At 73.5% G+C, this 25,213-nt stretch carries 30 protein-coding genes; 13 read left to right on the top strand and 17 right to left on the bottom strand.

The window, feature by feature from the left end; all coding sequences use genetic code 11:
• Positions 1 to 39: 39 nt before the first annotated feature.
• The gene (locus tag ACTWM8_RS06200) at positions 40 to 1,134 is read left to right on the top strand and encodes a beta family protein (RefSeq protein WP_446212967.1); all 1,095 of its coding nucleotides are present in this window, start codon (positions 40 to 42) and stop codon (positions 1,132 to 1,134) included.
• Position 1,135: 1 nt separating this feature from the next.
• Here the strand turns inward: ACTWM8_RS06200 and ACTWM8_RS06195 are convergent, their stop codons facing one another.
• Positions 1,136 to 1,417: a HesB/IscA family protein gene (locus tag ACTWM8_RS06195; protein ID WP_446212966.1), complete on the bottom strand. Its 282-nt coding sequence runs from the start codon at positions 1,415 to 1,417 to the stop codon at positions 1,136 to 1,138.
• Between the two features lie 333 nt (positions 1,418 to 1,750).
• Here ACTWM8_RS06195 and dacB point away from each other — a divergent pair, with 333 nt between their 5' ends.
• The gene (dacB, locus tag ACTWM8_RS06190) at positions 1,751 to 3,334 is read left to right on the top strand and encodes a D-alanyl-D-alanine carboxypeptidase/D-alanyl-D-alanine endopeptidase (RefSeq protein WP_446212965.1); all 1,584 of its coding nucleotides are present in this window, start codon (positions 1,751 to 1,753) and stop codon (positions 3,332 to 3,334) included.
• A gap of 43 nt (positions 3,335 to 3,377) precedes the next feature.
• Here the strand turns inward: dacB and ACTWM8_RS06185 are convergent, their stop codons facing one another.
• From ACTWM8_RS06185 to ACTWM8_RS06170, 4 genes are all read right to left on the bottom strand, one after another.
• On the bottom strand, positions 3,378 to 3,728 hold the full coding sequence (locus ACTWM8_RS06185; RefSeq protein ID WP_446212964.1) for a DUF1330 domain-containing protein: 351 nt from the start codon (positions 3,726 to 3,728) through the stop codon (positions 3,378 to 3,380).
• Between the two features lie 105 nt (positions 3,729 to 3,833).
• The gene (locus ACTWM8_RS06180; protein ID WP_446212963.1) at positions 3,834 to 4,271 is read right to left on the bottom strand and encodes a nitroreductase family deazaflavin-dependent oxidoreductase; all 438 of its coding nucleotides are present in this window, start codon (positions 4,269 to 4,271) and stop codon (positions 3,834 to 3,836) included.
• 76 nt (positions 4,272 to 4,347) lie between these two features.
• A complete protein-coding gene (locus ACTWM8_RS06175; protein ID WP_446212962.1) occupies positions 4,348 to 5,235 on the bottom strand; it encodes a hypothetical protein in 888 nt (295 codons plus the stop codon).
• Between the two features lie 404 nt (positions 5,236 to 5,639).
• On the bottom strand, positions 5,640 to 6,233 hold the full coding sequence (locus tag ACTWM8_RS06170; RefSeq protein WP_446212961.1) for a pentapeptide repeat-containing protein: 594 nt from the start codon (positions 6,231 to 6,233) through the stop codon (positions 5,640 to 5,642).
• 78 nt (positions 6,234 to 6,311) lie between these two features.
• Between ACTWM8_RS06170 and ACTWM8_RS06165 the strand changes: the two genes are divergently transcribed.
• Together ACTWM8_RS06165 and ACTWM8_RS06160 are read left to right on the top strand one after the other, a co-directional pair.
• Entirely contained in the window at positions 6,312 to 7,544 is a 1,233-nt protein-coding gene (locus tag ACTWM8_RS06165) for a serine hydrolase domain-containing protein (RefSeq protein WP_446212960.1), read from the top strand.
• A 93-nt stretch (positions 7,545 to 7,637) separates the two neighbouring features.
• On the top strand, positions 7,638 to 8,279 hold the full coding sequence (locus tag ACTWM8_RS06160; protein ID WP_446212959.1) for an NAD(P)-dependent oxidoreductase: 642 nt from the start codon (positions 7,638 to 7,640) through the stop codon (positions 8,277 to 8,279).
• Between the two features lie 10 nt (positions 8,280 to 8,289).
• Here ACTWM8_RS06160 and ACTWM8_RS06155 read toward each other — a convergent pair whose 3' ends face one another.
• Together ACTWM8_RS06155 and ACTWM8_RS06150 are read right to left on the bottom strand one after the other, a co-directional pair.
• Complete coding sequence (locus ACTWM8_RS06155) at positions 8,290 to 8,754, bottom strand: PPOX class F420-dependent oxidoreductase (protein WP_446212958.1); 465 nt, start codon at positions 8,752 to 8,754, stop codon at positions 8,290 to 8,292.
• 54 nt (positions 8,755 to 8,808) lie between these two features.
• Positions 8,809 to 9,450: a DUF6642 family protein gene (locus tag ACTWM8_RS06150; protein WP_179803364.1), complete on the bottom strand. Its 642-nt coding sequence runs from the start codon at positions 9,448 to 9,450 to the stop codon at positions 8,809 to 8,811.
• A gap of 325 nt (positions 9,451 to 9,775) precedes the next feature.
• Here ACTWM8_RS06150 and ACTWM8_RS06145 point away from each other — a divergent pair, with 325 nt between their 5' ends.
• A complete protein-coding gene (locus tag ACTWM8_RS06145; RefSeq protein ID WP_446212957.1) occupies positions 9,776 to 10,561 on the top strand; it encodes a D-Ala-D-Ala carboxypeptidase family metallohydrolase in 786 nt (261 codons plus the stop codon).
• 161 nt (positions 10,562 to 10,722) lie between these two features.
• On the opposite strand, the gene ACTWM8_RS06140 is transcribed toward ACTWM8_RS06145, so the two are convergent.
• The gene (locus ACTWM8_RS06140) at positions 10,723 to 11,223 is read right to left on the bottom strand and encodes a hypothetical protein (protein WP_446212956.1); all 501 of its coding nucleotides are present in this window, start codon (positions 11,221 to 11,223) and stop codon (positions 10,723 to 10,725) included.
• A gap of 87 nt (positions 11,224 to 11,310) precedes the next feature.
• Positions 11,311 to 12,735, bottom strand: a complete 1,425-nt coding sequence (locus tag ACTWM8_RS06135) for an ATP-binding protein (RefSeq protein WP_446212955.1) — start codon at positions 12,733 to 12,735, stop codon at positions 11,311 to 11,313.
• 48 nt (positions 12,736 to 12,783) lie between these two features.
• Here ACTWM8_RS06135 and ACTWM8_RS06130 point away from each other — a divergent pair, with 48 nt between their 5' ends.
• The 3 genes from ACTWM8_RS06130 (at position 12,784) to ACTWM8_RS06120 (ending at position 14,969) form a co-directional block, all read left to right on the top strand.
• Positions 12,784 to 12,885: a CysS/YqeB C-terminal domain-containing protein gene (locus tag ACTWM8_RS06130; RefSeq protein WP_446212954.1), complete on the top strand. Its 102-nt coding sequence runs from the start codon at positions 12,784 to 12,786 to the stop codon at positions 12,883 to 12,885.
• A gap of 40 nt (positions 12,886 to 12,925) precedes the next feature.
• Entirely contained in the window at positions 12,926 to 13,441 is a 516-nt protein-coding gene (locus ACTWM8_RS06125; RefSeq protein WP_446212953.1) for an SOUL family heme-binding protein, read from the top strand.
• Between the two features lie 73 nt (positions 13,442 to 13,514).
• A complete protein-coding gene (locus tag ACTWM8_RS06120; RefSeq protein WP_446212952.1) occupies positions 13,515 to 14,969 on the top strand; it encodes an amino acid permease in 1,455 nt (484 codons plus the stop codon).
• On the opposite strand, the gene ACTWM8_RS06115 is transcribed toward ACTWM8_RS06120, so the two are convergent.
• The 6 genes from ACTWM8_RS06115 to ACTWM8_RS06090 all read right to left on the bottom strand — a co-directional run bounded on the left by ACTWM8_RS06115 (position 14,885) and on the right by ACTWM8_RS06090 (position 19,959).
• On the bottom strand, positions 14,885 to 15,961 hold the full coding sequence (locus ACTWM8_RS06115) for a hypothetical protein (protein WP_446212951.1): 1,077 nt from the start codon (positions 15,959 to 15,961) through the stop codon (positions 14,885 to 14,887). The two genes, ACTWM8_RS06120 and ACTWM8_RS06115, sit on opposite strands and share 85 nt — an antisense overlap.
• Before the next feature lie 135 nt (positions 15,962 to 16,096).
• On the bottom strand, positions 16,097 to 16,780 hold the full coding sequence (locus ACTWM8_RS06110; protein ID WP_446212950.1) for a 4Fe-4S single cluster domain-containing protein: 684 nt from the start codon (positions 16,778 to 16,780) through the stop codon (positions 16,097 to 16,099).
• Positions 16,758 to 17,642, bottom strand: a complete 885-nt coding sequence (locus tag ACTWM8_RS06105; protein WP_446212949.1) for a helix-hairpin-helix domain-containing protein — start codon at positions 17,640 to 17,642, stop codon at positions 16,758 to 16,760. The genes ACTWM8_RS06110 and ACTWM8_RS06105 overlap by 23 nt, the downstream gene beginning before the upstream one ends.
• Positions 17,626 to 17,838, bottom strand: a complete 213-nt coding sequence (locus ACTWM8_RS06100; RefSeq protein WP_446212948.1) for a DUF2997 domain-containing protein — start codon at positions 17,836 to 17,838, stop codon at positions 17,626 to 17,628. Before ACTWM8_RS06100 ends, ACTWM8_RS06105 begins: the two co-directional genes overlap by 17 nt.
• Positions 17,835 to 18,290 (bottom strand): hypothetical protein, encoded by a 456-nt coding sequence (locus tag ACTWM8_RS06095; RefSeq protein ID WP_446212947.1) that lies wholly within the window; start codon positions 18,288 to 18,290, stop codon positions 17,835 to 17,837. The genes ACTWM8_RS06100 and ACTWM8_RS06095 overlap by 4 nt, the downstream gene beginning before the upstream one ends.
• A 34-nt stretch (positions 18,291 to 18,324) precedes the next feature.
• Complete coding sequence (locus ACTWM8_RS06090) at positions 18,325 to 19,959, bottom strand: AAA family ATPase (RefSeq protein ID WP_446212946.1); 1,635 nt, start codon at positions 19,957 to 19,959, stop codon at positions 18,325 to 18,327.
• A 141-nt stretch (positions 19,960 to 20,100) separates the two neighbouring features.
• Between ACTWM8_RS06090 and ACTWM8_RS06085 the strand changes: the two genes are divergently transcribed.
• The 5 genes from ACTWM8_RS06085 (at position 20,101) to ACTWM8_RS06065 (ending at position 23,133) form a co-directional block, all read left to right on the top strand.
• The gene (locus ACTWM8_RS06085) at positions 20,101 to 21,033 is read left to right on the top strand and encodes a ParA family protein (protein WP_446212945.1); all 933 of its coding nucleotides are present in this window, start codon (positions 20,101 to 20,103) and stop codon (positions 21,031 to 21,033) included.
• Positions 21,030 to 21,413, top strand: a complete 384-nt coding sequence (locus ACTWM8_RS06080) for a hypothetical protein (protein ID WP_446212944.1) — start codon at positions 21,030 to 21,032, stop codon at positions 21,411 to 21,413. The genes ACTWM8_RS06085 and ACTWM8_RS06080 overlap by 4 nt, the downstream gene beginning before the upstream one ends.
• Positions 21,414 to 21,507: 94 nt before the next feature.
• The gene (locus tag ACTWM8_RS06075) at positions 21,508 to 22,236 is read left to right on the top strand and encodes a dienelactone hydrolase family protein (RefSeq protein WP_446212943.1); all 729 of its coding nucleotides are present in this window, start codon (positions 21,508 to 21,510) and stop codon (positions 22,234 to 22,236) included.
• A complete protein-coding gene (locus ACTWM8_RS06070; protein ID WP_446212942.1) occupies positions 22,233 to 22,772 on the top strand; it encodes a DUF1697 domain-containing protein in 540 nt (179 codons plus the stop codon). The genes ACTWM8_RS06075 and ACTWM8_RS06070 overlap by 4 nt, the downstream gene beginning before the upstream one ends.
• Positions 22,773 to 22,905: 133 nt before the next feature.
• Positions 22,906 to 23,133 carry a TM2 domain-containing protein gene (locus tag ACTWM8_RS06065; protein ID WP_446212941.1) on the top strand — a complete coding sequence of 76 codons (228 nt, stop codon included), beginning with the start codon at positions 22,906 to 22,908 and terminating at the stop codon, positions 23,131 to 23,133.
• Positions 23,134 to 23,191: 58 nt separating this feature from the next.
• Here ACTWM8_RS06065 and ACTWM8_RS06060 read toward each other — a convergent pair whose 3' ends face one another.
• Both ACTWM8_RS06060 and ACTWM8_RS06055 read right to left on the bottom strand, forming a co-directional pair.
• Complete coding sequence (locus ACTWM8_RS06060; RefSeq protein WP_446212940.1) at positions 23,192 to 24,157, bottom strand: MBL fold metallo-hydrolase; 966 nt, start codon at positions 24,155 to 24,157, stop codon at positions 23,192 to 23,194.
• A gap of 155 nt (positions 24,158 to 24,312) precedes the next feature.
• On the bottom strand, positions 24,313 to 25,200 hold the full coding sequence (locus ACTWM8_RS06055; RefSeq protein ID WP_446212939.1) for a serine hydrolase: 888 nt from the start codon (positions 25,198 to 25,200) through the stop codon (positions 24,313 to 24,315).
• Positions 25,201 to 25,213 lie beyond the last annotated feature (13 nt).

Here is a 25,213-nt window from a genome sequence, read left to right as displayed (position 1 = left end):
GCCCCTGTGACGCAGGCGAATGTCTGGCTAGGCTGAGGTATGGTGCCCGCCCACCGGGGTCGGGTGGCGGATCCGGTCTACCGCCCCATCCTCGCCAGCCGGCGGGGCGAGCTGGAGGCGCTGTCCCATCTGGATGGCGCCGTGGTTCCACTGCTCGCTCCGGTTCTCGAACTCTCCACAGTCGACCCGATCACCCTCGACCTGCTCGGCCGACTGCCGGTCGGGCTCGTCCCGGCGGTCGACGTCTCCGCCCTGCCCGAGGTGCCGGAGACCGAGCTGGTCCGCTGGGGCGTACCGGTGGTGCCGGTGATCGGGCTGGCCGACAGCGACCGCCGGCTGGTGGCGCACGGGGTCGCGGCGCAGGAGTACGCCCGGCGCGCCGTGGTCCGGCTGCGGGCCGGGCAGGACCGGGCCGGGCCGGACGCGAGCACCGCCGCGGCGGAGCGGATCTGGCGGTACGGCCGGCTGGTGCCGGAGCAGTGCGACCTGCTCATCGACGCCGGCGACGTCTGCTGCCCGGCCGACCTGCGGGTGACCGAGCCACGGGTGCGGCGGTTGGTGGACTGGGCGCGCCGGCACACCTGGCGCACGGTGACCGTGGCGGCCGGCGGGATGCCGCCGACGCTGTCCCGTCTCCCCACCGACGAGCCGGTACGCCTGGACCGCTGGGACTGGCTGCTCTGGCAGCGCCTCGCCGACCTCGGCGTCGGGTACGGCGACTACGGCGTCGCCGCCGCGTCGCCCGCCGCGGAGGGGCCGGGTGACCGGTTCCCCACGGTGCGGTACACGGCGGACGGCGCCTGGTGGGTCTACCGCTGGTCGCGGCGGGGCGGCCGGGGCGACGAGCGCTTCGCGGACCTGTGCCGCACGCTGGTGGCGGCGCCGCACTGGCCGCCGGCCGGGGCCGGCTTCTCCTGGGGCGACCACGAGCTGGTGCGCCGCGCCCGGCGGGTGGCCGGTGCGGGCTCGCCGACCAACTGGACGGCGTGGAGCACGTCGCACCACCTGGCGCACGTGCTGGCCACGCTGACCCGGCCGGCCCGGGACCAGCGCCCCGGCCCGTGGCGCGGCGAGGAGGAACGCGGCCGTCCCACCCGGCCGCACCGGGGCGGCGAGGCGCGCCGGGCCGGCTGAGTCACTCCCTCTCGGTGAAGCCGAACTGCACGATGCCCTCGTCGTCGACGACGGCGTCGACCGAGGTGTCTTCGAGCAGCTCGGCGGCGTCCGGGTCGAGGAAGATGCGGGCGCCCTGGTTGTCGACCACCTTGTCGCCCTGCGCCGGTTCCGGCACCAGCTCGATGGTGAGGGAGCCGGCGTCGGTGTCCGCGGCGATGCGCAGCCCGCCGTCCTGGGCGACGTCCTGTTGGAGGGCGAGGTCGCGGATCACGAGCACGGCGTTGTCGGTCATGGTGAGCATGGCGGAACTCCTCGTGGGTTCTCGGGACGTCGCGCGGAGTTGCGGAGCGCGCACCTGACGGCGAATCGGTCGTCGCCCGGCGAATCGGGGCGCATCGCGCGGCCCCCTCACCCACCGTGCCCCCTCAGCGGGCGTCCGTCAAATAGAGCGCGCTCTGTGGGAGCGCCCCCGCGCCTGCGGCGTTTCCGCTCCTCAGCGCCGCTGTCGCCGTACGCTGGGAGCGAGGTGGCCGGGGCCGGTCAGCCGCCGCCCCGCCGCGCCCGGACCGAGATCCGGAAAAAACTTTCGGCGAGGAGTCTTGCCTGGCGGAAATCTCCGTGACAGCGTCGACGCATGCATCGTCGTCTCTTTACCCGGAGTCTGGCGCTGGCGACGCTCGCCGCCACCGTGGCCGCCGCCGGCGCCCTCCCCGCCACCGCCGAGTCGCCGACCCCGGCGGCCACCCGGCTGCACGCCACCATCGACGCGATCCTCGCCGACGCCCGGCTCACCGGAGCGCAGGCGGGCGTGGTCGTGGTGGACACCGCCACCGGGCAGACCCTGTACGACCGCAACGGTGACCGCCGACTGATCCCCGCCTCCAACACCAAGCTGCTCACCTCGACCGCGGCGCTGGAACTGCTCGGCCCGGGGCACCGGTTCACCACCGACGTGCACAGCACCGGGCAGCGCCGGGCCGGGCTGGTCTCCGGCGACCTGTACCTGCGCGGCGGCGGCGACCCGACGATGCTCGCCGCCGACTACGACGCGCTCGCCGCCGAGGTGGCCGCGGACGGCGTACGGGTGGTGACCGGCAACCTGGTCGCCGACGACACCCGCTACGACCGCACCCGGCTCGGTCCGGACTGGACCTGGGACGACGAGTCGTACTACTACGCGGCGCAGGTCTCGGCGCTGACCGTCGCCCCGGACACCGACTACGACGCCGGCAACGTGATCGTGCACGCCGCCCCGGCCGCTAGCGCGGGCGCGCCGCCGACGGTCACCATGACGCCGCCCAACGGCTACGTGCGGATCGACAACCGGGCCGAGACGGTCGCCGAGGGCGAGACCACGATCACCTTCGAACGGGAGCACGGCACCAACACCGTGGTGGTCACCGGCCAGATCGCCGTCGGCGACGCGGCGGCCAGCGACTGGATGACCGTCTGGGAGCCGACCGGGTACGCCGCCGACGTCTTCCGGGCCGCGCTGCGCCGCCACGGCGTGCGGGTGCTCGGGCGTACCGTGCTCGGCCGGGCCACCCCGGACGACGCGGCACCGGTGGCCCGGCACGACTCGATGACCCTCGCCGAGCTGATGGTGCCGTTCCTGAAGCTGTCCAACAACGGGCACGCCGAGGTGCTCACCAAGGAGGTCGGGCGGGTCATCTCCGGCTCGGGCACCTGGTCGGCGGGGCTGACCGCGATCAGCGAGTACGTCGCCGACACCGGCATGGACACCGGCACCCTGCGCCAGCGCGACGGCTCCGGGCTGTCCCGGCGCAACCTCATCCCGCCGGCCGAGTTCGTCGCCCTGCTCGCCGCGGTCCGCGCCGAGCCCTGGTTCGCCGACTGGTACGCCGCCCTGCCGATCGCCGGCAACGCCGAGCGTTTCGTCGGCGGGACGCTGCGCAGCCGGATGCGCAACACGCCGGCGGCGAACAACGTGCACGCCAAGACCGGCAGCCTGACCGGGGTCTCCGGCCTCTCCGGCTACGTCACCGACGCCGACGGCCGGGTGCTGGCCTTCTCCGTGGTGCTCAACAACTACCTGGCCTCGTCGGTGAAGGGGCTGGAGGACCAGATCGCCATCGCGCTGGCGTCGTACACCGAGAAGAGCGTGACCACCGCGCGGGTGGCGCCGCCGGTGGCGCCCGACGCGCCGCGCGCGCCCGAGGGGCTGGAGTGCTCCTGGGTGAAGCCGATCGCCTGCTGAGAACGGGTGCGGGGGCCCCGCCGGGGCCCCCGCACCCGTCGGCTCAGCCGGCCGCCGCGGCGGCCTCGCGCAGTCGGGCGGCGGTGCGGCGCGGGTCGTAGTCCGGCCCGACCCCTTGGACGATCAGCGTCGAACCCTCGATGTGCCGGGTGCGCAGCGGCAGGATCTCCTGGTACGCCGGCGACCGGTACCAGGCCCGGGCCTGCTCGACGTCCGGGAACTCGACGATCACCACCGTCCCGGGCCAGTCTCCCTCGAGCACCTCCACCTCGGCGCCGTGCACCCGGAACCGGCCCTGGTACGGGTCGAGAGTGGACTGGATCTTCTCGATGTACTCGAGGACGTCCTCGTTGATCTGCGGCGTGCGCAGGTGGGCCAGCGCGAAGGCGGGCATCGTCCCTCCCCGTGGGATCGGCCCGTGCCGCCGGGCCACTGGGGACGATTCTGCGCCGGTCACCCCGGCCCGTCGATTACCTCGCGGGTAAGGGGCGGGTAAGGGTCACACCCGCTCCAGCACCACCACCGGGATCTCCCGGTCGGTCCTGGTCTGGTAGCCGTCGTACGCCGGCCAGATGTCGACCATCGTCCGCCACATCCGGGGCTTCTCCTCGGGCCCGGCGGTCCGCGCCCGCACCGCGAACGTCTCGGCGCCCACCTGAACCTCGGCCTCGGGATCGGCGAGCAGGTTCAGGTACCAGGCCGGATGCTGCGGCGCGCCGCCCTGCGAGGCCACGACCAGGTAGTCGTCGCCGTCGCGGCCGTAGATCAGCGCGGTCCGGCGCAGCTTGCCGCTGCGGCGACCACGGGTGGTCAGCAGCAGGGTGAAGACGCCCGGCCGCCACTCGTGCCCCTGCTCGCCGCCGGTCTCGACGTACCGTCGGATGTGGTCGGCCACCCAGCCCTCGGGGCTGTCCAGCACCTGCTCGCCCGCCGTCACGGCCTGCCTCCCGCGCTTTGTCGTCGTCGTCGCGCCCACGCTACTCCGCCCCGCCGCGCGGAGCGGGCGAACCGGGTCAGCGCAGGGCGACCGCGCGCAGGGCGACGTTGCCGCAGTCGTTGAAGGTCTCCTCGGTGGTCCAGGAGATCAGCAGCTTCTGCCCTGCGGCGACCCGGAACCGGACGACGAACTGGGCGCTGTGGTTGGTGTGCGGGTCCTCCAGGCGCAGGGTGCTGGTCGGGCCGCCGGTGGAGAGCCGCACGTCGAGCCGGCCGCGGGCCATCCAGAGCCCGGCGAAGAGGTGGACGGTGCGCAGCTCGCCGCTGCCGAGCACGGCGAGGCGGAAGCCGTTGCCGACGTCGCAGGTGTGGATGCCGGTCGAGGTGCCCCCCTCGCCCTGCACCGGGGCGCCGTCGCGCCAGCCGAACAGCTCCGGGTCGGTGTCGTAGCTGCTGCGGGCGCCCGGCCCGCCCTCGTCGCGGATCTCGCCCGAGCCCCCGCGCTTGCGGACCACGGAGTCCGGGCCGCGCAGCCCCCAGTGCACCCAGTCCCGGGTGCCGAGGTGGGTCAGGTCCACGATGGCCGGCACGTCGGCCCGGGACACGCTGAGCAGCGGCGTCGTCGGCTGCGGCGCCGGCGTCGGGGTCAGCGAGGGCGACGGTGGGGGCGTCGGCGGGCGCTGCCGGGGCCGCAACCCCGGCGACGCGACCCCGGCCCCGGTCACCTGGCCGGGCAGGCCGGTCGGGCGGCCGGCCGGCGTCGAGGCCACGCCGGGCAGTGCCGCGCCCTCGCCGCGGGGCTCGGGCTCCGGGTCGATGCTGAGGTACGCCACCAGCGCGGCGAGGCAGACGACGGCGGTGAGCGCCTCGACGGTCCACCGACGACGTTGCCGGTGCCGGGCGATCCGGCGTGCCGTGTTCAGGCCCCGGTCGAACCCCGTCCGTCTCGGCTCGTCGTCCGTCACCGCTTCTCCGCTCTCCACATCCACGGTCGCGCCCGCGCGGCGGTCGCGGGTCGCTGCGTGAGCCGCCTCACGTTTTCATCCGAACGGCCTCTTGCGCCACCTGCGGGGGCAGGGGCGTTTCCAGTTCGTTACCAAGCGGTAGTGACGGAAACTTTCCTATCAGTGATGCCGTCCGGGCGGTAGACCGCCGCGCCGCGCCGCGCCTCGGCGAAGATCAACCAGGTCAGCGCCGATTTCCCCGGGTGCCCGGCAGGAGGTGGCAGACCCCACCGAACCGGGCATCCGCACCGACGCCCGACGCGACGGTACTTCAGGGTCGTCACCGCCTCGAAGCCGGCGAGGCGCACGAAGCGCACTGCGGTGCCCGCCCGGCTGCCCGGCTGCTGGCTGGCGGCTGCCCGGGGTCAGCGGATCTCGAAGCCCAGCGCTTGGGCCAGCACCAGCGCCTGCTCCGGGTCGATCAGCGCGCCGGCCCGCTCGACCGCCGTCGGGTCCAGCGCGGTGAGGTCGCTGCCGCGCAGGTCCGCCCGGCCCAGCCGCACGGCGTGCAGCTGCGCGGCGGAGAGGTCGACGCCGGTCACCGTCGCCCCGGTCAGGTTGGCCCCGGTCAGGTCGGCCTCCCGCATCCGCACGTCGGTGACGCTCACCCCGCGCAGGTCCGCCCCGGGCAGCGCGACGAACGACCAGTCGCCGCCGGCGACCCGCAACGGCCGCAGGTCGCACTGGTCGAAGGTGCTGCCCACCAGCTTGCAGCCGGTGAACTCCGCCTCGAAGAAGTTGCACCGCCGGAACACGCAGCGGGTGAAGGCCGAGTCGACGTGCCGGGAGGAGTTGAACCGCACGTTGCCGAAGGTGCACCCGGTGAACGAGGCGTTCCGGCTCACCGCCTGGGTGAGGTCGACGTCGTGGAAGACACAGTTGACGAAATGCCGGTCGACCAGCTCCTCGGCGTACCAGTCCTGCTGGCGGAAGGTGACGTCCTCGGTCGGCTCGGGCATCGCACCACCCTATGCGGCGGCACCGACAGCGGCGGTGGGCCTTCCGCCGCCGGCGTACCGACTAGTAGGTTCGGCGACGTGAGCGTGGCACGTACTACCGACCCGGACCTCATCGGCTTCGACCCGGCGCGACTCGCGCGCATCGACCAACACTTCGGCCGGTACGTCGACGACGGCCGGCTCGCCGGCTGGCAGATCGTGGTCACCCGCCGCGGCGAGATCGCGCACTCCTCGACGTACGGCATGCGGGACGTGGAGGCCGGCGCGCCGGTGGAGCGGGACACCCTCTGGCGCATCTACTCGATGACCAAGCCGATCACCTCCGTCGCGGCGATGATGCTCTGGGAGGAGGGCCACTTCGAGCTGAACGACCCGATCAGCCGCTGGCTGCCGGAGTTCGCCGACGCCCGGGTCTTCGACAAGGGTTCGGCGCTCAAGCCGTACACGGTGCCGGCGATCGAGCCGATCCGGGTCTGGCACCTGCTCACCCACACCTCCGGCCTGACGTACGGCTTCGCGCAGACCTCGGTGGTCGACGCCCTCTACCGCGCCGCTGGCTACGACCTGGGCGTGCCGGCCGGGCTGGACCTGGCCGGCGCCTCGGCCGGGATGGCCCGGCTGCCGCTGATGTTCCAGCCCGGCACCGGCTGGAACTACGGCGTCTCCACCGACGTGCTGGGCCGGCTGGTCGAGGTGGTCTCCGGACAGAGCCTGGACGCGTTCTTCACCGAGCGGATCCTCACCCCGCTGGGCATGACCGACACCCGCTGGTGGGTCGACGAGCCGGACGCCAAACGGCTCGCCGCCCTCTACACCCCGCATCCCGGCACCGGGCAGGCGGTCCGCGTCGACCGGATCGGGGCCGCCGCGCTGAACCGCCCCGACTGCCTCTCCGGCGGCGGCGGGCTGGTCTCCACGGCCGCCGACTACCACCGGTTCACCCAGCTACTGCTGCGCGGCGGCGAGCTGGGCGGCGTACGCCTGCTCGCGCCCCGCACGGTCCGCTACATGACCCGCAACCACCTGCCCGGTGGCGGCGACCTGGCGTCGTTCGAGCCCGAGGGGTTCGCCGAGACGGTGCTGGACGGCATCGGCTTCGGCCTGGGCTTCGCCGTGGTGCAGGACCCGGTGCCCGCCCGGGTGCCCAGCAGCGTCGGCGAGTACTACTGGGGCGGCCTGGCCAGCACGGCCTTCTGGGTCGACCCGGTGGAGGAGATCACCGCGCTGCTGTTCACCCAGCTGATGCCGTCGAGCACCTACCCGCTGCGCTCGCAGCTGCGCCAGCTGGTCTACTCCGCCCTGGTCGACTGAGCCGTTCCGCCGACGGGCGGCCGGACCGGTCCATAGCCTGGACGGCATGAGCGAGCGCAGCGAGCGAGCCGTCAGCCGCAGCGGAGTGCCGGCATGAGCAACGTCGTGGTGTACGGCGCCGGTGGCACCGCGGGCTCGCGGATCGTCACCGAGGCGGCCGGTCGGGGACACCGGGTCACGGCGGCGGTCCGCCGCCCGGAGGCGCTCACCTGGCTACCCGCCGGGGTGAAGGTGGCGACCGGGGACGCCACCTCGGCGCAGAGCGTCCGGGAACTGGCCACCGACGCCGACGTCATCGTGGTGGCGATCGGCGGCGGGGAGCGGGCGCTCTGGCGCGACGCGGCGGAGAACCTGGTCACCGTCCTGCGGGACGTACCGAACCCGCCCCGGCTCATCCACGTCGGCGGCGGGGCGACCCTGCTGACGCCGAACGACACGCCGCTCCTCGACGAGCCGGACTTCCCCGACGAGTATCGGGACGCGGCGCTGGGCCAGGCAGACGCCCTCGCCCTCTACCGGGCCTCGGCCGACGGGCTGACCTGGACTTATCTGTCCCCGCCGCCGGTGGAGTTCCACCCGGGCGAGCGGACCGGCCGCTACCGCACCGGCACCGAGCACCCGGTGGTCGACGAGGGCGGCCGTTCGGTGCTGACCTACGAGGACCTGGCGGTCGCCATCGTCGACGAGATCGAGAACCCGCGCTTCGAGAACATGCGGTTCACCGCCGCGTACTGAGGCTTAGGACCTAGTCGGCCAGCCGGGCCGGGAAGCCGCCGGTGGCGATCGGCCCCCAGCTCTCGATGGTGACCCGGATCAGGGACTTGCCCTGGCGGACCATCGCCTGCCGGTACTCGTCCCAGTCCGGGTGCTCGCCGGAGATGCTGCGGAAGTACTCCACCAGCGGCTCCAGGGCGTCCGGCAGGTCGAGCACCTCGGCGGTGCCGTCGACCTGCACCCAGGGCCCGTTCCAGTCGTCCGAGAGCACGCACGCGGAGACGCGCGGGTCGCGGCGGATGTTAGCCACCTTCGCCCGCTCCGGGTAGGTGGAGATGACCAGCCGGCCCTCGGCGTCGACCCCGCAGGAGACCGGCGAGGACTGCGGCCGGCCGTCGGACCGGGTGGCCATCAGCAGGACCCGGTGTCGGGGGCGGATGAACTCGATCAGGGCGTCCCGGTCGACCCGGGTGTTGCTCGCGATGGTGCGTGCCATGTGTCGGTTCTACCAGGCCCGGGCCGGCGTGCTCCGGCCGCGGGCCGGGCCGGGTCAGCGGGCCCGGCCGGCGACGCCGCCGGGAGCGGCCTGGGTGGGGACCCGGGGCCGGGCCGTCGGGCGCCAGGCGCGGCCGTTGGCGTAGATCACCCGGAAACCGAGGTACGCCGCGAGCGGCGCCCAGTGCGCCGAGCCCATCCGCAGCTCGGCGGCGTTGTGCCGCTGGCCGTTGGCGAGCACGTCGAGCAGCACGGTTTCGAAGGCGGCCGATTCGACCCAGTCGACGTCGCGGGTGAAACCGCAGATCAGGGCCGCTCCGGTGACCTCCAGGAAGTCGCGCAGCACGGCATCGGAGGCCCGCAGCACCGAACAGCTGCCGAAATAGAGCCGGCGTCCCTCGCACCGGCCGGCCATCCGCTGCGCCACGTCGGTCAGCTCCACGGAATCCCAGTCGGTGAGGCAGAGCCGGCTCGGCTCGCCGTGCATGGCGAAGAAACCGACCCGGTAGTCGGCGTACTGCTTGAGCAGCCAGCGGTCGAGGAAGTAGAAGAGCTCGTCCCGGGTGGCGGCGTCCTTGTGGATGAAGCGGATCCGGCCGAGCCGTTCCAGCAGCTCCAGGGTGGGCAGCACGGAGCCGCGCTCGTTGAGGTCCCGGTGCCACTGCCCCTCGACGCAGAAGACGCCACCGCGTGCCACGTCCACCTCCCCCGTCACACCACCGCGCCTGACGTTACCGGGCCGGGACGGGGCGGCGACATCACCCGGAGTGTGCCGACGGACTCCCCCGTGTCACCTTGCCGACCTGTCGGGTCGTCCATTCCGGTCCCGCAACGTGTGCTCCGAATGGGTGTTTCGCAATTCACCGCAATTCACAGGCAATGCCCAGGCACGGTCGATCGTGAGGACAATTCTCGTTAATCGCCACCAACCGGCAGCCGAGCTGTCAGGGTGGAAAGCGCGGGACGTTCCGGTCGATGTCCTGACGGGTCACCTCAATCGCTCTCCTATCGGGAGGACTTCTGTGCGCGTGAACACCTTGAAGCGGGCTGCCGTCGCGTTCGCCCTGGCGCTGCCGGGAGCCGCGATCGCCTCGGTGGTCGCGGCTCCAGCGGCCCACGCCGACGGCTGTTACACCTGGCAACGCACCCTCTCCGCCGGAAGCTCCGGCAACGACGTGCGCCAGTTGCAGATCCGGGTCGCCGGTTGGGCCGGCGCCGGCGGGATCGTCCGCATCGACGGCCGCTACGGACCGGAGACCGCCGCCGCGGTCAAGCGGTTCCAGACGGCGTACGGGCTGCGCAGCGACGGCATCGCCGGACCGCAGACCTTCAACAAGCTCTACCAGTTGCAGGACAACGACTGCACCCCGGCGCACTTCAGCTACTCCGAGCTGGACGACGGATGCGGCCGCGGCGGGTGGAGCGGGGGCCCGCTGTCGGCGGACCAGACCCGGGCCAACGCGGTGCGGACCATGTGGAAGCTGGAGGCGCTGCGCCGAGGGCTGGGCGACCACCCGATCAACGTCAACGGCGGCTTCCGCAGCACCGCCTGCAACAACCAGGTCGGCGGCGCGTCGGACAGCCAGCACCTCTACGGCAACGCCGCCGACGTGACCTCGCGGAACAGGTCGCTGTGCGAGCTCGCCCGGGCCTCGCGCAACCACGGGTTCAGCGGGATCCTCGGCCCCGGGTACCCCGGCCACAGCACCCACGTGCACGTGGACTCGCGGCGCGAGAACAACAGCGACCGAACGACGAACAGGACCACCTGGTCCGCCCCGAACTGCGGGGTGGGCAGCGGCAACTGAGCCGAACGATCCACCCGACGTGGCGGTGTCCCCTCCGTGGGACGCCGCCACGTCGCGCGCACGCCGGTCGGCGAGGACGTCGCCGGCCGGCCCGGGGGTAGGGGACCATCGGGCCGGCCGGCGAGGTGGCGCCCGGGCGATGCGGGCGGTCGTACCTCCGCTCAGCTCGCCCGGGGCCAGCGCGGCGCGGTGGCGGGGGGTGCCACCGGCCGGCCGGGCCCACCGGACCGGACGGCGGGCCGGACTCCCGGTGCGGTGACCCGGCCGGTCTGGCCGCGCGTCGGATGGCCGTGGGCCGGCCGGTCGGTCGGGGTACGGCCCGGGTGGACCGGGGCCGGCCGGTCGGCCCGGGCGGTGGCGGGACCGGTGAAGGTGAACGGGAACGGCACGTGCACGAAGGGGTTGCCGTGCCGGATCAGCGCGTCGATCTGACGCTCGTTGAGCCCGTGCGTCTCCAGCACGCGGCGGCCCCAGCGGTGCAGGCGGCACGGGTACGACGCGCCGTCGTTGCGGCACAGCGGCCCGTTGGGCCACTCCTCGGCGGCGTGCACCACCACCGCCCGGACCGCGAGCCGGACGTCCTCCGGTGTCAGCGACGCCGGCACCGGCACCTCGCCCAGGATCTGATCGATGGGATCCGTCGACTGCTCACCAACTCGCACGGCAGGCCTCCCGCAGCTCGGCAGCGATTGCGGCTGATCGCCGCAGCGCATCCTCGGCCAGTGGTACGGCCCGAACCGGACGAAAGTTCAATCGCGCCACGCGGTGAGGAGGTCCTCCGCCGACAGGACCCGTACGCCCTCCACGGCCGTCCCACCGCGGGACACCACGACCGGCTCGACGCGTTCGTCGGCCCCGGGCATCCGGGCCCGGTGCGCAAGCAGCCGCCCCAGGTCATGGGTGTCGAAGGGCCGGTTCTCCAGCCACTTGACGGAACCGACGAAGGTGATCCGGCGAGCGACCGGCCCCCGGTCGGCACCGACCAGATCGATCTCAGGGTCGTTCGTACGCGTCCAGTAGCCGCCAACCACCGCGGTGCCGTCCGGCAGGTGGCCCGCGGGTAGTCGGCGCAGCGACTCCCGGACGACCGGCTCGATCGCACGGCCCCGCCACGACGTCCACGACGTCCTGATCCGCTCCAGGGTCAGGTCGCCCCGGCCGCGCTCGATCTCCGGCAGGTGGGGGCCGAGGAACGACAACCAGAAGCGGAGGTAGGGGTCGGTGACCGTGTAGCGGGTCTCCCGAGAGGGCCGGGTGGACAGCGGAACCGCCACGTCGACGATGCGCTTGTCGGTCAGCAGACGCAGCGCCCGGTTGAGCGACGCCTGCGGCAGATCGCCCGCGGCCCGGGCGATGAGGGAGAAGGTCCGCTCACCGGAGCCGATGGCTCGCAGCACCAGGCCCGCCTGCGACTGCGTCGGAAACTCGGCGGCCAACGCCCGCTCCGCGCTGACCAGCAGCGCCGAGGTCGGATCGGTCACCGCGTCGGCGAGGTAGTCGCTCAACGAAGCGCCACCGGGCCACTCGTCGAGGATCAGCGGCAGCCCACCGGAAACCAGGTACGCGTCGAAGGCCTCGGCCGGGGTGAGGCCGAGCATGTCGCGGACGTCAGCCGGGCTCAGCGGCGGGATCACCATCTCGGTCGCCCGCTGGTGGAACGGCCGTCCGTAGTCGTTGAGCGCCTCCATCATCGCCAGGTCCGAACCGACGCAGACGAGCAGCACGGGACGCCGGGAGAACTCCCGGTCGAAGACCTTCTGCAGGGTGCCCTCGAAGCCGGGATCGGTGGCGATCAGATAGGGCATCTCGTCGAGGACGACGACGCTCGGCCGGTCGGTCGGTAACGCGGCGGCGAGCAGGGTGAGCGCAGCGTCCCAGGTCGTCGGCCGCTGGGCCACGAAAAGGTGGGCCCCGGGCAGCGAGGAGTCGGCGGCCGCCGCCACGAACAGGGCGAGGTCCGCGGTGACGGTGGGCTGGGCGGAGGCGGTGAAGAACAGGTGCGGCACCTCGGCGCGCTCGACGAACTCCTCCACCAGTCGCGACTTGCCGACCCGGCGCCGCCCGCGCATCAGCAGGGCACGCCCCGGCCGGCCGGCCCGGCCCCCCCGACGGACCTTGTCGAGCATCCCGTCGAGCACGGCCAACTCTCGGGTACGTCCGACGAAACCGTCCATGCACTCAGCTCCGATACTCTCATCGGTGATACAACCAAAAATGATTGTATGCTCCGGCTCGGGGTGGTGGTACGCGACTCCGACGGGCGGCAGTACTGGCGGCTGGTCCGGCTTCCGCTTCACCGGGAGGGAAATGGTGACGGACGGTAGCGTGGCTGTCGAGGAGCCCTGACGGCCGGGAGCGTGGCCCATGACCGAGCAGCAGCCGTACCGGGTGGTGGCCAGGCACCCCGGCTTCGAGCTGCGCCGGTACCCCGCCCACCTGGTCGCCGAGCTACGGGTCGACGGGTCGTTCCTCGAGGCGGGCAACGCCGGGTTCCAGCCGCTGGCCGCTTACATCTCGGGGGCGAACCGGTCCCGGCGGAACGTCGGCATGACCGCCCCGGTGGTGCAGGAGGAGGGCGAGCGACCCGGCTGCTGGGTGGTGCGCTTCGTGCTGCCGGCCGCGCTCACCGCCGCCACCGTGCCCGAACCGGAGGATCCCCGGATCACCGTCCGGGAGATCCCCGCACAGCTCGCCGCCGCGATGCGGTTCTCCGGCCGGTGGAGCCAGAAGGCGTTCGAACAGCGGGCCACCGCGCTGGGCCGGGCGGTCACCGCGGCGGGGCTGAGCCCCACCGGCGCGATCCGGTACGCCCGCTTCGACCCACCGTGGAAGCCCTGGTTCCTGCGCCGCAACGAGGTCGTGCTCCCGGTCGTCGAGTGACCGGGGCCCCGGTCGCGTCGTTGGGGCGTACGTACCCCGGCGGGACTCGACACCGAGGGTGAAGGGGACGACGATGACCTCCGCAGGCAACGGCACCGGCATCTTCCGCCGCAAGCCGGTCGAGGAGATCGCCGACGAGGTCGAGCAGCTGTCCCGCGCGCTGGGGCTGTGGCAGCTCACCGCGATCGGCATCGGCGGCATCATCGGCGCCGGGATCTTCGCCCTGGCCGGGGCGGTCGCCAGCGAGACCGCCGGCCCGGCCGTGCTGGTGTCGTTCCTGGTCGCCGGCCTGGCCAGCGCGGCGGCCGCACTGTCGTACGCGGAGTTCGCCGGCATGATCCCGAAGGCCGGCTCGGCCTACACCTACGGCTACGTGGTGCTCGGCGAGGCGGTCGGCTGGTTCATCGGCTGGGACCTGCTGCTGGAGTACACCGCGATCGTGGCGGTGGTCGCGATCGGCATCTCCGGCTACTTCGCCTTCCTCCTCGGCGAGCTGGGCCTCGACCTGCCGGCCTGGATGCTCGGCGCGCCGGGCACCGGCGACGGGCACGTGGTCGACCTGTTCGCCGTGGTGCTCTGCCTGTTCATCGCGTTCCTGCTCACCCTGGGCATCAAGACGGCGGCCCGCGTCGAGACGCTCGTGGTCGGGCTGAAGGTCGCCGTGGTGCTGCTGGTCATCGTGGTCGGCTTCTTCCACATCCGGACAGCGAACTACTCGCCGTTCTTCCCGTTCGGCCTCAGCGGCGCGTTGACCGGCGCGGCCACCGTCTTCTTCGCCGTCTTCGGCTACGACGCGATGAGCACCGCCGCCGAGGAGTCCCGGGACGCCCGACGGCACATGCCCAAGGCGATCATCTACTCGCTGCTCATCTCGATGGTGCTGTATGTGCTGGCCACGCTGGTGCTCACCGGCATGCAGAACTACCGGGAGATCGACCCGGAGAGCGGCTTCTCCTCCGCGTTCGCCTCGGTCGGCCTCTCCGGCCTGGCCAGCGTGATCGCGGTCGGCGCGATCATCGGCATCCTGACCGTGATGTTCACCTTCATGCTCGGGGTGACCCGGGTGTGGTTCTCGATGAGCCGGGACGGGCTGCTGCCGGCCTGGTTCGCCAAGGTGCACCCGGTGCGCCGGGTGCCGATCCGGGTCACCTGGATCGTCGGGGTGGGCTCCGCGCTGATCGCGGGCTTCCTGCCGATCCGGCAGGCGGCGGAGCTGACCAACATCGGCATCCTGCTGGCCTTCGTGGTGGTCTGCATCGCGGTGATCGTGCTGCGTTACCGCCGCCCCGACGCGCCGCGCACGTTCCGGCTGCCGGGCATGCCGGTGGTGCCGGCGGTCGGCGCGCTCTTCTCGGTCTGGCTGATCACCTTCCTGGCCCCGGTGACCTGGCTGCGGTTCGCGGTCTGGTTCGTGATCGGCGCGGTCGTCTACGCCCTGTACGGCTACCGCCGCTCGGCGCTGGCCCGGCGCGGCCCGTCCGGTCCCGGTGGTGCCTCCGGCCCGGGCGGTCCCTCCGGCCGGGGCTGACCCCCGGCCGGGTGCCCGAGGGCGTTGGGCCAGGCCAGCAGCAGCCCCAGCAGCAGGCCGGTGAGCAGGCCGGCCAGCGACCAGAGCGCGTCGGTGTCCATGGCGTCGACCGCGATGTTGCCCGCCCCGTCAGTGAGCACGGCGCCCACCGGCAGGGCGGCCTGGGCCAGCAGCGCCAGCACGCCCACGGCCGGCAGGCCGAGGAGCATCGCGGCGCCGGCCATGGCGTGCCGCCGCCACGGCGGACGGCCACCCGGGCGGTCCCAGGACAGCAGCGTCGTACCGGTCAGCAGGACCACCCCGAGGGCGAGGGCCGGCCACCACCGGTGACCGGGTGGGAGAAGCCGGCCGACGGCCAGGCCGACCGCGCCGGCCAGCGCGAGGCCGAGCGCCCACCACCGGCGCTCCCGGCCGGGCGCGGAGGCGGCGGCGAGTGCGCAGCCCAGCGACGCGGCGAGCGACAGCGCCGCGGCGGCGAGGCAGGCCGGGGTGAGCTCGGGCTCCCGGTCGGTGGGCGACTGCAGCGCGCCGGCCACCACGACCAGCGTCGCGGCGACGGCCGCCGCCATGCCCAGGGCGCGGCGGTGCTGCCAGTGGACCGGCCGGCCGGGTCGCCCGTGCCGGCGGACCAGGAAGGCGGCGAGCAGGCCGACCGCCGCCCAACCGCCGGCCACCAGCAGCACGGTCGCCGGGACGCCGGTGACGTCGGCCCGGTCGAGCAGCACGTCCGCCACCACCGCACCGGCGCCGAGCACCAGCGCCGGGTGGGTCCACCGGCGGTCGCCCCCGCCGGCCAGCACCAGCCCGACGGCGACCAGGACAATGGCGAGGAAGCGGATGTCCCGGGCCCCGTAGGTGTTGTTGCTCGCCAACCGTTCCGGCCACGGCCCGATCGGCTCGGTCAGCGGTTGCAGAACGGTCATGCCGACCGCCCAGAGCACCACGGCGGCGGCCGCGAGGAGCAAGCCGGCGGCGGGGCGTAGGGCGCGCATGCCGGCAACGGTAGACCCGCACCGCCCGCGATCGCCGTCCCGTTCAGCAGCACGGCCATCGCCGGCACCGTGCCGACCACGGCGGCGACGCTCCGAGGTCAGCCGCCGTCCACGATGCGCCCCGGCGACCTACGGCTACCGCCGCCCGGCCCGGCGGAGCTGAGCGGCGGCGAACAACTCGTCCAGGGCGTCCAGCTCCGCCCAGCCGTTGACCGCCACCCGGCCGGCGGCGTCGACCGTGATCTCCACCCGGTCGGTGGTCTCGGGCAGGCCGTCGAGCATCCCCGGAAAGCGGTCGGTGAGCAGCACGAACTCCTGGTTCGTGGAGCCGACCCACGGCCGGTGGGTGTCGATCCGGTCGGCCAGGAACGGGCCGGCCACGAGCAGATCGGTCTCGGCCAGCAGTGCCGCCACGTCCTTGCGACCGCTGTCGGTGGCACGCCGGAGGCCGTCGCGGGTGTAGCCGGTGAAGGTCATCACCGACAGTCCGGCCCGCCGCACCTCGGCCGCCACCTCTGACAACGCGGCGGCGTGGTCGAACGGCTCGCCGCCGAGCAGGGTCAGGCCGTCGGTGCCGGTGTCGAGGATCCGGCGGACCAGGTCGGCCGGCGCCACCGGCTCCCCGCCCCGGAAGCTCCACAGCTGGGGATTGAAGCAACCGGGGCAGCGGATCGCGCAGCCCTGGACCCAGACGGCGGTCCGGTCGCCCGGGCCCTCCGCCCTCGTCGAGGCGACGAACCGGCCCACCGGGACGACCAGCTCCGACCCGGACGCCGGCCGCCGGACCGGACCGGCCTCAGAAATCGAGTACGCGTCCATGCGACTGTCCGGGGTGGGTTGCGGGGCCGGCCGGCGGCAGGCAGACCAGCGTGTCGCGCAGCCGGGCGTATTCGTGCGGCGCAAGGTTGGCGGCGGCGGCGAATTCCGCCAGGCTGCCGAACCCACGACGGGCGTCGCGGGTGGCGAGCACCTGCCGGGCCCGGGCCGGGTCGAAGCCGGGCAGGGCGACAAGCTGGTCGTGATTGGCGGAGTTGACGTCCACCATTGGACCCGTCGGCGCGACCGACGCCCCGGCCGGCGCGACCGGCGGCACCGGCGGCACGGGCTGCGCCGGCACGGGCGCGGCGACCGGGCCGGTGCCCCAGTACGCCGACGGCGGACCGGCCGGGTGCACCGGCTGCGGGCCCACCGGCCAGGCCGGGCCGGGCGGCGCGAACGGTGCCGGCGGGTACGGGGCGCCGGCCGCAGGGGGCGCCGGCTGCGTGTACCAGGGGCGGTGCTGGGCCTGCCAGCGTAGCCACGCAGGGTTGATCAGCATGGCGTGCACGATGCCGGCGATCCAGACGGCCAGCGTCATCGCGGTGGCCACGTCAGACACCGGGTTGTCCTTGTCCGTCCCGCCGACGGTGGCGAAGGCGGCCCAGCCGAGCAAGGCGTACCCGATGCCGGCGATCCACCAGTGCGGACGCCGGGCCCGCAGGCCCACGTAGATGAAGCCGAAGCCGCCGATGCAGCCGCAGCCGAGGATGGGCATCAGCAGCCACCAGCTGTGCCGCAGGCGCCAGCCGCGGTCGGCGGCCGGATTGCCGGCCGTCGCCGGCACGCCGGCGCCGAACGGCGCGGGTCCCGGGCCGGGGCCGGGCGGCGGGGGCGGCCAGGTGGGGTCAGGCATGGTCGACATGGGTGTTCTCCTGCAGGGTGGGCACGCTGGCGCGGTGAAGGTCGGCGGTGTATGTGCTGTCGACCGCGCGCGCCGCGAGCAGGTCCTCCAGTACGGCCACGTAGTCGAGGCAGCGCTCGCCGAGCACGCCGTGGGTCTCGGCGCTGACCGAACCGTCCGGGTGCACGGTCACCACGATCTGGGGCGGGCGGCTCATGCCGACCTGCCCTCGACGGCGAACACCAGCCGGACCGCGGCGTCCTCGGTGATCTGCTCGGATTCCAGGCGCAGCCCGGCGGCGGGGGCCTGGGCGCGCAGCCGGTCGAGCACCGCCCGCTGCACCTGCCGCCCGTACGCGGCGTCGACCGCCCGCACGATGCCGACCGCCCGCTCCTCGTCGACCTGGCCGGTGAGGTGGGCCGTCCAGATGCCGTCGGCGCCCCGCCGGAAGTCGGCGCTCACCCCGGCCCAGGTGGCCGTCAGCTCGTCCCCGTGGACGGTGACCACGGCGTCGGTGTCGCGCAGCGCGGCGGCGAGCAGGTTCGCGTCCCGCATTCGGGTCTGCACCTGGCACACCAGCCGGCCGTCGTCGTCGCGGTCCGCGCTGCTCGCGTGCACGGCGGCCACGGTGGCCACCGCCAGCGGTACGAGTAGCAGTGAAATGCTCACCGGCGCTCTCCTGTCGTCATGGTGGGACACGGCATCAGAACTCCACCGCCCGGCCGCCGTGGCCAGGGCCTCCCTGCGGCCCGGTGGACGGACCGGCGGCGCGGGCGCCGAGGTCCCAGTCCTCGGCCGCGGTGGCGGTGACCGCGCGACTCTGCGCCCAACTGCGGACGGCGGTGAGGCGCTCGGCCTGGGTGACGCTGAGCGGGACCATGCTGACCAGGGCGCGCACCAGGTCGTCGCGGCGCAGCGGACGCCGTTCGGAGAACGCGTCGAAGAGTCCGCCGACGACGGCCTGTTCGATCTCCGCGCCGGAGTAGCCGTCACTGAGCTCGGCCAACTCGGCGAGCAGGGCGTGGTCGACGGTCAGTTCGCCGGCCACCGCGGGGTGGCGCAGCCGGCGGTGGACGTGCAGCGCCCAGATCGAGGCACGTTCGGCCCGGGTCGGCAGGTCCACGAAGAAGATCTCGTCGAAGCGTCCCTTGCGCAGCAGTTCCGGGGGCAGACCCTCGAAGTCGTTGGCGGTGGCGATGACGAACACCGGCAGGGTCTTCTCCTGCATCCAGGTCAGGAAGGAGCCGAAGACGCGGGCGGAGGTGCCGGAGTCGCCGCCCGTACCGCCGGCGAAGCCCTTCTCGATCTCGTCGAGCCAGAGCACACAGGGCGAAGTGGCCTCGGCGGCCCGGATCGCCGAGCGCATGTTCTGTTCGCTGGAGCCCACCAGGCCGGCGAAGACCCGGCCGATGTCCAGTCGCAGCAGCGGCAGTCGCCACGCGGCGGCGACCGCCTTGGCGGTCAGCGACTTGCCGCAGCCGGGGACCCCGGTGATGAGTACGCCGCGTGGCGCGGGCAGGCCGTACGCGCCGGCTTCGGCCAGCCAGGAGCCGTTCCGCTTGGCCAGCCAGCGCTTGAGGTTCTCCAGGCCGCCCACGTCGGACAGTTCGACCGCGCCCTCGACGAACTCCAGCACTCCGGAGCGGCGGACGGCCTGTCGCTTCTCCTCGTGCACCACGCTCAGGTCACGCTCGTCAAGCACCCCGTCGTCCACCATCGCCCGGGCGAACGCGTTCTCCGCCTCGTGCAGGGTCAGCCCGAGGGCCGCCTGGGCCAGCCGCTCCCGACCCTCCTCGTCGAGTTCGATCCGGATCCGGCCGCCGGCCGCGTTCGCGGCGATCATCCCGTCGAGGACGGCGCGGATCTCCGCCTCGGTGGGAAGCGGAAAATCGAGGACGGTCACGTCCTTCGCCAGCTCGACCGGAAGGTGCGGCAGCGGCGAGACGAGGACGAGGGTGCGCGGCACCGGCCCGGACCGGAACGCCGCCGCCAGATCCCGCAGCCGGCGGACCACGCCGGGGTCGGCGGGACGGCCGGCGCCGCCGAACGCGGGGTGCAGATCGGCGAAGACGAGTACGGCGGGCTCGTCGACCCGGATCGCCGCGTCGAGTGCGGCTTCCGGGTCGGTGGTGCCCTGGCGGCGACTGCCGTCGGGCGGAACCAGTCCGCGGGTCGCCGACCAGGTCCAGACCCCGCGCGGCGTTCGTACGCGGGCGGCGTCGTGGGCGACCGCGCTGATCTCGCCGATCACCCGCTGTTCCTCGTACGACTCGACGTGCAGCACCGGGACGCGCGCCTTGAGCAGCTTCGACAGGGTGTCGCGGAACGCCCCGGCCATGGTCCCACCCTCCCCCGAGAAGCGCCGCTGAGCAGCGCAGACTGTAGCACCGCACGGATCGGTGGGCGCTTCGCCACGGTGGCCGGGTGTCCGAGATCCGCGGACCCCGCTACGGTTCCCTCCACTGGGGAGGTGCCGTCGGTGTACGTGGTGTCCGTGATCAATTACAAGGGCGGGGTGGGCAAGACCACCCTGACCGCCAACCTCGGGGCGGAGCTGGCCAACCGGGGGATGAAGGTGCTGCTGATCGACCTCGATCCGCAGACCAGCCTGACCTTCAGCTTCTACGACCCGGACGACTGGCGGGAGCGGCTGCGCGACGGGCGCACCGTCAAGCGCTGGTACGACGGGCTGCGCGGCGACACCCCGGCGGTGACCCTGGGCGAGCTGGTCGTCTCCCCCGGCCCGGCCAACGCCCACCTCACCGGCGCCGGGCGGCTCGACCTGATCGCCTCGCACCTCGGCCTCACCGACATCGACCTGGCGCTGGCCCGGGGCGTGGCCGACGGCGACGAGTACGACGCGGAGCTGTTCCGGGTGCGTGGCTCGCTCGCCGAGGGGCTGCACGACGAGGCGCTGGGCGGCTACGACCTGGTGCTGATCGACTGCCCGCCGAACTTCAACGTGGTCACCCAGTCCGCCATCATCGCCAGCGACCACCTGCTCATCCCCGCGAAGGCCGACTACCTGTCGACCCTCGGCATCGACTACCTCTGCGGCAACGTCCGGGAGCTGGTCGACCGCTACAACGCGGACTCGCGGCGCTTCGCCACCATCCGCCGGCACCACAAGGTCGCCCCCGGCATCGCCGGGGTGGTCTTCACGATGATCCAGTTGATGGCGCAGCGGCCGATCGCCGCCCACCAGGGCTACATGGACCAGGTGCGCGCGCTCGGCCTGCCCGTCTTCCCCACCGTGTTGCGGGAGAACGTCACCCTCTTCGCCGCCAACACCCCGCGCGGCGTACCGGCGGTGCTGCGGCACCGGGTGACCTCGGCGGCCGTGCAGGAGGAGCTGCGCCAGATCACCACCGAGTTCATCGCGCACCTGCAACCGGCCGAGGTGGCGGCGTGACCGAGGGCGCCCGCGCCGCCGCGCTGCTGGCCCGGGTCACCGACCTGCTGGCCGACCTGCCGGCCGCCGACGTCGCGGCGTTGGCCGAGGGCCGCGCCCGGCTGGCCGTGGTGCCCGTCGCGCCGACCGCCGCCGTCCGACCGTCGGCACCCCCGCCGACCGCCGGCCTGGAGGCGGCGGTGCCGGCGCTGACCGCGATGACCAGCCGGGCGGAGGGTACGGCGTACCTGACGCCCTGGCCGGCGAAGGACCTGCGGGCGCTGGCCGCCCGACTCGGGCTGCGTGGGGTGGCCGGGCTGCGCAAGGCCGACCTGGTGGACCGGCTGGTCGACCGGACCGTCGGCTTCCGGCTGGACTCCGCCGCCATCCGCCGACTCTGAAGGAGAACCGGCGCCAGGGAGCTTCGCGCCTTCCCGTGAGTGGAGAGTCTGCCTAGGCTGGGCGGTACCGGACGTCGACAGGTGAGGAGGCTCCGTGGCCGACGTGGAGATCCCGATCGCTCAGGGGACGCTGCCCGCGTACCTGAGCGAACCGGAGGGTGACCGGCCGCGGCCCGGCGTGGTCGTCGTCCACGACGCCTTCGGCATGACGCCGGATGTCCGCCGTCAGGCGGACTGGCTGGCGGGCGCGGGTTTCCTGGCGGTGGCCCCCGACCTCTACTCGTGGGACAAGCGGGGCCGCTGCGTGCGCGCGACCTTCCGCGCGCTGCTCAGCGGCACCGGCCGCGCGTTCGACGAGCTGGACGCGACCCGCGCCTGGCTCGCCGGGCGGCCGGACTGCACCGGCCGGATCGGGGTCATCGGCTTCTGCATGGGCGGCGGCTTCGCCTTGCAACTCGCGCCCGGGCACGGGTTCGCCGCCGCGAGCATCAACTACGGGCAGGTACCGAAGGACGCCGAACGGCTGCTGGCCGAGGCGTGCCCGGTGATCGGCAGCTTCGGCGGGAAGGACGTCAGCCTCCGGTCGGCCCCGGCCAGACTGGAGTCGGCGCTGACCACCAATGAGGTCCCGCACGAGGTCACCGTCTACCCGCCGGCGCGGCACGGCTTCCTCAACCACCACCGGCCGGGCGAGCTGCCCCGGATGCAGCAGGTGGTGGCCCGGGTCGGTGGCGGGCCGCACGAGCCGTCGGCGACCCAGGCCCGGCGCCGCATCGTCGCCTTCTTCGACCGGCACCTGAGCACCGCCGGGGAGCCGGCATGAACCGGTACGTGGGACTGCTGCGCGGCGTCAACGTCGGCACCACCCGGCTGGCCATGGCCGACCTGCGCCGCCTGGTCGCCGACCTGGGGCACGCCGACGTAAAGACCTACCTCCAGTCGGGCAACGTCGTGTTCGGCAGCACCTCCGCCGACGCCGCCCGGCTGGCGAAGGGCATCGAGCAGGCGCTCGCCGGCGAGCTGGGGTTGACCGTGCCGGTGCTGGTCCGCAGCGGCGCGGAGCTGGCGGCGGTGGTCGACGGCAGCCCGTACACCGGTCGGCAGGACGACCCGACCCGGTTGCTGGTCGCCTTCCTGGCCGCGGCCCCGACGAAGGCGAAGGTCGCGGCGCTGACCGTGCCCGGCAACGAGAACGTCGAGTTCACCGTGGCCGGTCGGGAGGTCCACCTGCACTTCCCCGACGGCGGGTACGGCCGGTCGAAGTTCACCAACGCCTACCTGGAGAAGCAGCTCGGTGTGGCGGCCACGACCCGCAACTGGAAGTCGGTGCGGGCCCTGCGGGACCTGACCGCGTCCTGACCGGAGCGGCCGGGGCCACCAGATCGGTCCGGACCTGCTCGCCCGTCCGGGCGATCGGCGGTTTAACGATCTTGCCTCGGGTCGGTGCCGCTCGATACGCTCCCGCGGCTATCTCACCTGAGAAAGGACCGCAGTGACTGCTCCCGTTACCGTCGGCACCCAGAAGTCCTGGGTCGTCGCCCTGCTGCTCTGCTTCTTCGTCGGTGTGCTCGGCGTGCACCGGTTCTACGTCGGCAAGGTCGGCACCGGCATCCTCCAGCTGGTCACCATCGGTGGCCTCGGGATCTGGAGCTTCATCGACTTCATCATGATCCTGGTCGGCTCCTTCAAGGACAAGCAGGGCCAGCCGCTCGCCAAGTGACGCGGGCGTACGCCGGCGGGGCCGGGATCTCGCGATCCCGGCCCCGCCGCGTCCCCGCTCAGAAGTGGTACGCCGTCCCGTACTCCGGCACCAGCACGCGGGTGCGGGGCGAGGCCCGGCGGACTGCGGCGACCAGGTCGTCCAGGCGCCGCCGGTCGGCGGGGCCGACGACCGGCGGGTTGGCCAGCGGGGTCTCGAAGTTGTCCCAGTGCACCGGGACCACGACCTTCGGGTGGTCCAGGGCGGCCAGCAGCCGGGGCACGTAGTCGGCGGTCGCGGTGGTGGACTGCAACGCCACCATCGCCACGTCCGGGGCCAGCCCGGTGAGGTTGCGCTCGGCGAAGTCGCTGGCACCCATCAAGAACACCGACGGACCGCCGTCGACGCGCACCTGGTACGCCAGCGTGTCCCCCTCCGGCAGGTCGGCGATGGTGGCGGGCCGGGTGGGCTGGCTGACCCGTACCCCGGGGAAGGCCATCGACCAGCCGGCGTTGCGACTGTGCAGGGAGCTGACCACCTCGACGGTGTGGTCGCCGAAGTCGAGCACCTCCCCGCCCTTGACCGGGCTGAGCTGGCTCGCCGGCAGCCCGTACGCCAGCCCGAGGTGGTACGCGGTCAGCGTGCCGAAGACCCGGGCGCCGGTCTTCGCGGCGATGTGCGGCACGTCGTTGTAGTGGTCCCAGTGGGTGTGGGTGACCAGCACGGTGGTGGCCCGGTCCACCAGGGAGTCGACGACGGCGGTGTCGACGGTCAGCGGGGTGGCCGGGTCGAAGGCGCCGCGGAACAGCCCGGTGTCGTAGCGGCTCAGGTACGGGTCGACCAGGACGGTGCGGTCGCCGATGTCGATCCGCCAGCCGGAGGTGCCCCACCAGCGGAAGCTCACCGCACCCTGCCGGGTACGGCCGGCGGCGGTCGGCGCGGCCTGCGCCGGCGTCCCGGTGGCGAGTCCGCCGGCGGTCACCACGGCGGCCCCGGCGGCGGTGGTGCGCAGGAATCGGCGGCGGTCTAGTGGGCGTGCGGACATGGTGGATCCTCCCCGTCTGCGGTGTGCGCGGTCGGTTCCCACCCCACCACCGCGCCCGCCGCCACGTCCAAGATCAAAGGCCGGCGGGGGCGATATCCGGAGCGATATCGGTCCAGCTCAGCGCCGCCGAAGTGGCGGGTCGGTGTGCGGAAAAGTCAGGCCGCCCGCACCGCCTCCACCGCCGTCCGGGCGGCCTCCCCCATGGCCAGGTCGACGTCGATCCGCCGGGTGGCGAGACGGTCGGTGCGGGCGAAGACCGCGATCGCGTACCGGCTGCCGTCCGGGTACTCGGCCACCCCGGCCTCCAGGTGCAGCCCGGGCAGGGTGCCGGTCTTCGCGGCGACGCGTACCCCCGCCGGGAAGCCGGAGGCCAGCCGGGTCCAGAAGAGCTGCCGCGACATCAGCTCCCGGACGGTGGCGCAGGCCGCGGCGGGGCCCGCCTCGTCCCGCCAGATCAGGCCGAGCAGCCGGGTGATCTCCCGGGCCGTGCTCGACGTGGTGTGCGCGGGGTCGAAGACCCGCATCGCCCGGACCCGCTCCTCGGGCAGGGTCGGGAAGATCCGGGCGAAGTCCGCCTCGGTGCGGGCGCCCACGTCCGCGAGCATCAGCTCCACCAGCTGCCTCGGTCCGCCGAGGATCCGGGTACGCGGCAGGTCCAGCTCGGCGGCGAGCATCGGCAGCACGTCCGCGCCGACCCGGCGCAGCAGCAGGTCGGCGGCGGTGTTGTCGCTGACCGACATGGCGAAGTACGCCAGGTCACGCAGGGACACCTCGACGTCGTCGGCGCAGCCGGCCACACCCCACCCGCCGAGCCGGTCGCCGGCCCGGACCAGCACCCGCTCGCTCGCGTCGAGCTGCCCGGCGGCGACCTGCCGGGCGAACTCCAGCACCAGCAGGATCTTGAACACGGAGGCGATCGGGGTCTGCTCGTCCGCCCGCACGGCGACCTCCGGCCCGGCCGGACCGTCCACGGGTACGACGTGCAGGCTGCCGGTGATGCCGGCCCGGGCGAGGATCTCCTCGATGCGCTGCTCCGCTGCCACCCCGGCACGGTAA

It is taken from the genome of Micromonospora sp. IBSANI012 (genome assembly GCF_052814045.1).
This window is presented reverse-complemented; position numbering and strand designations above follow the sequence as displayed.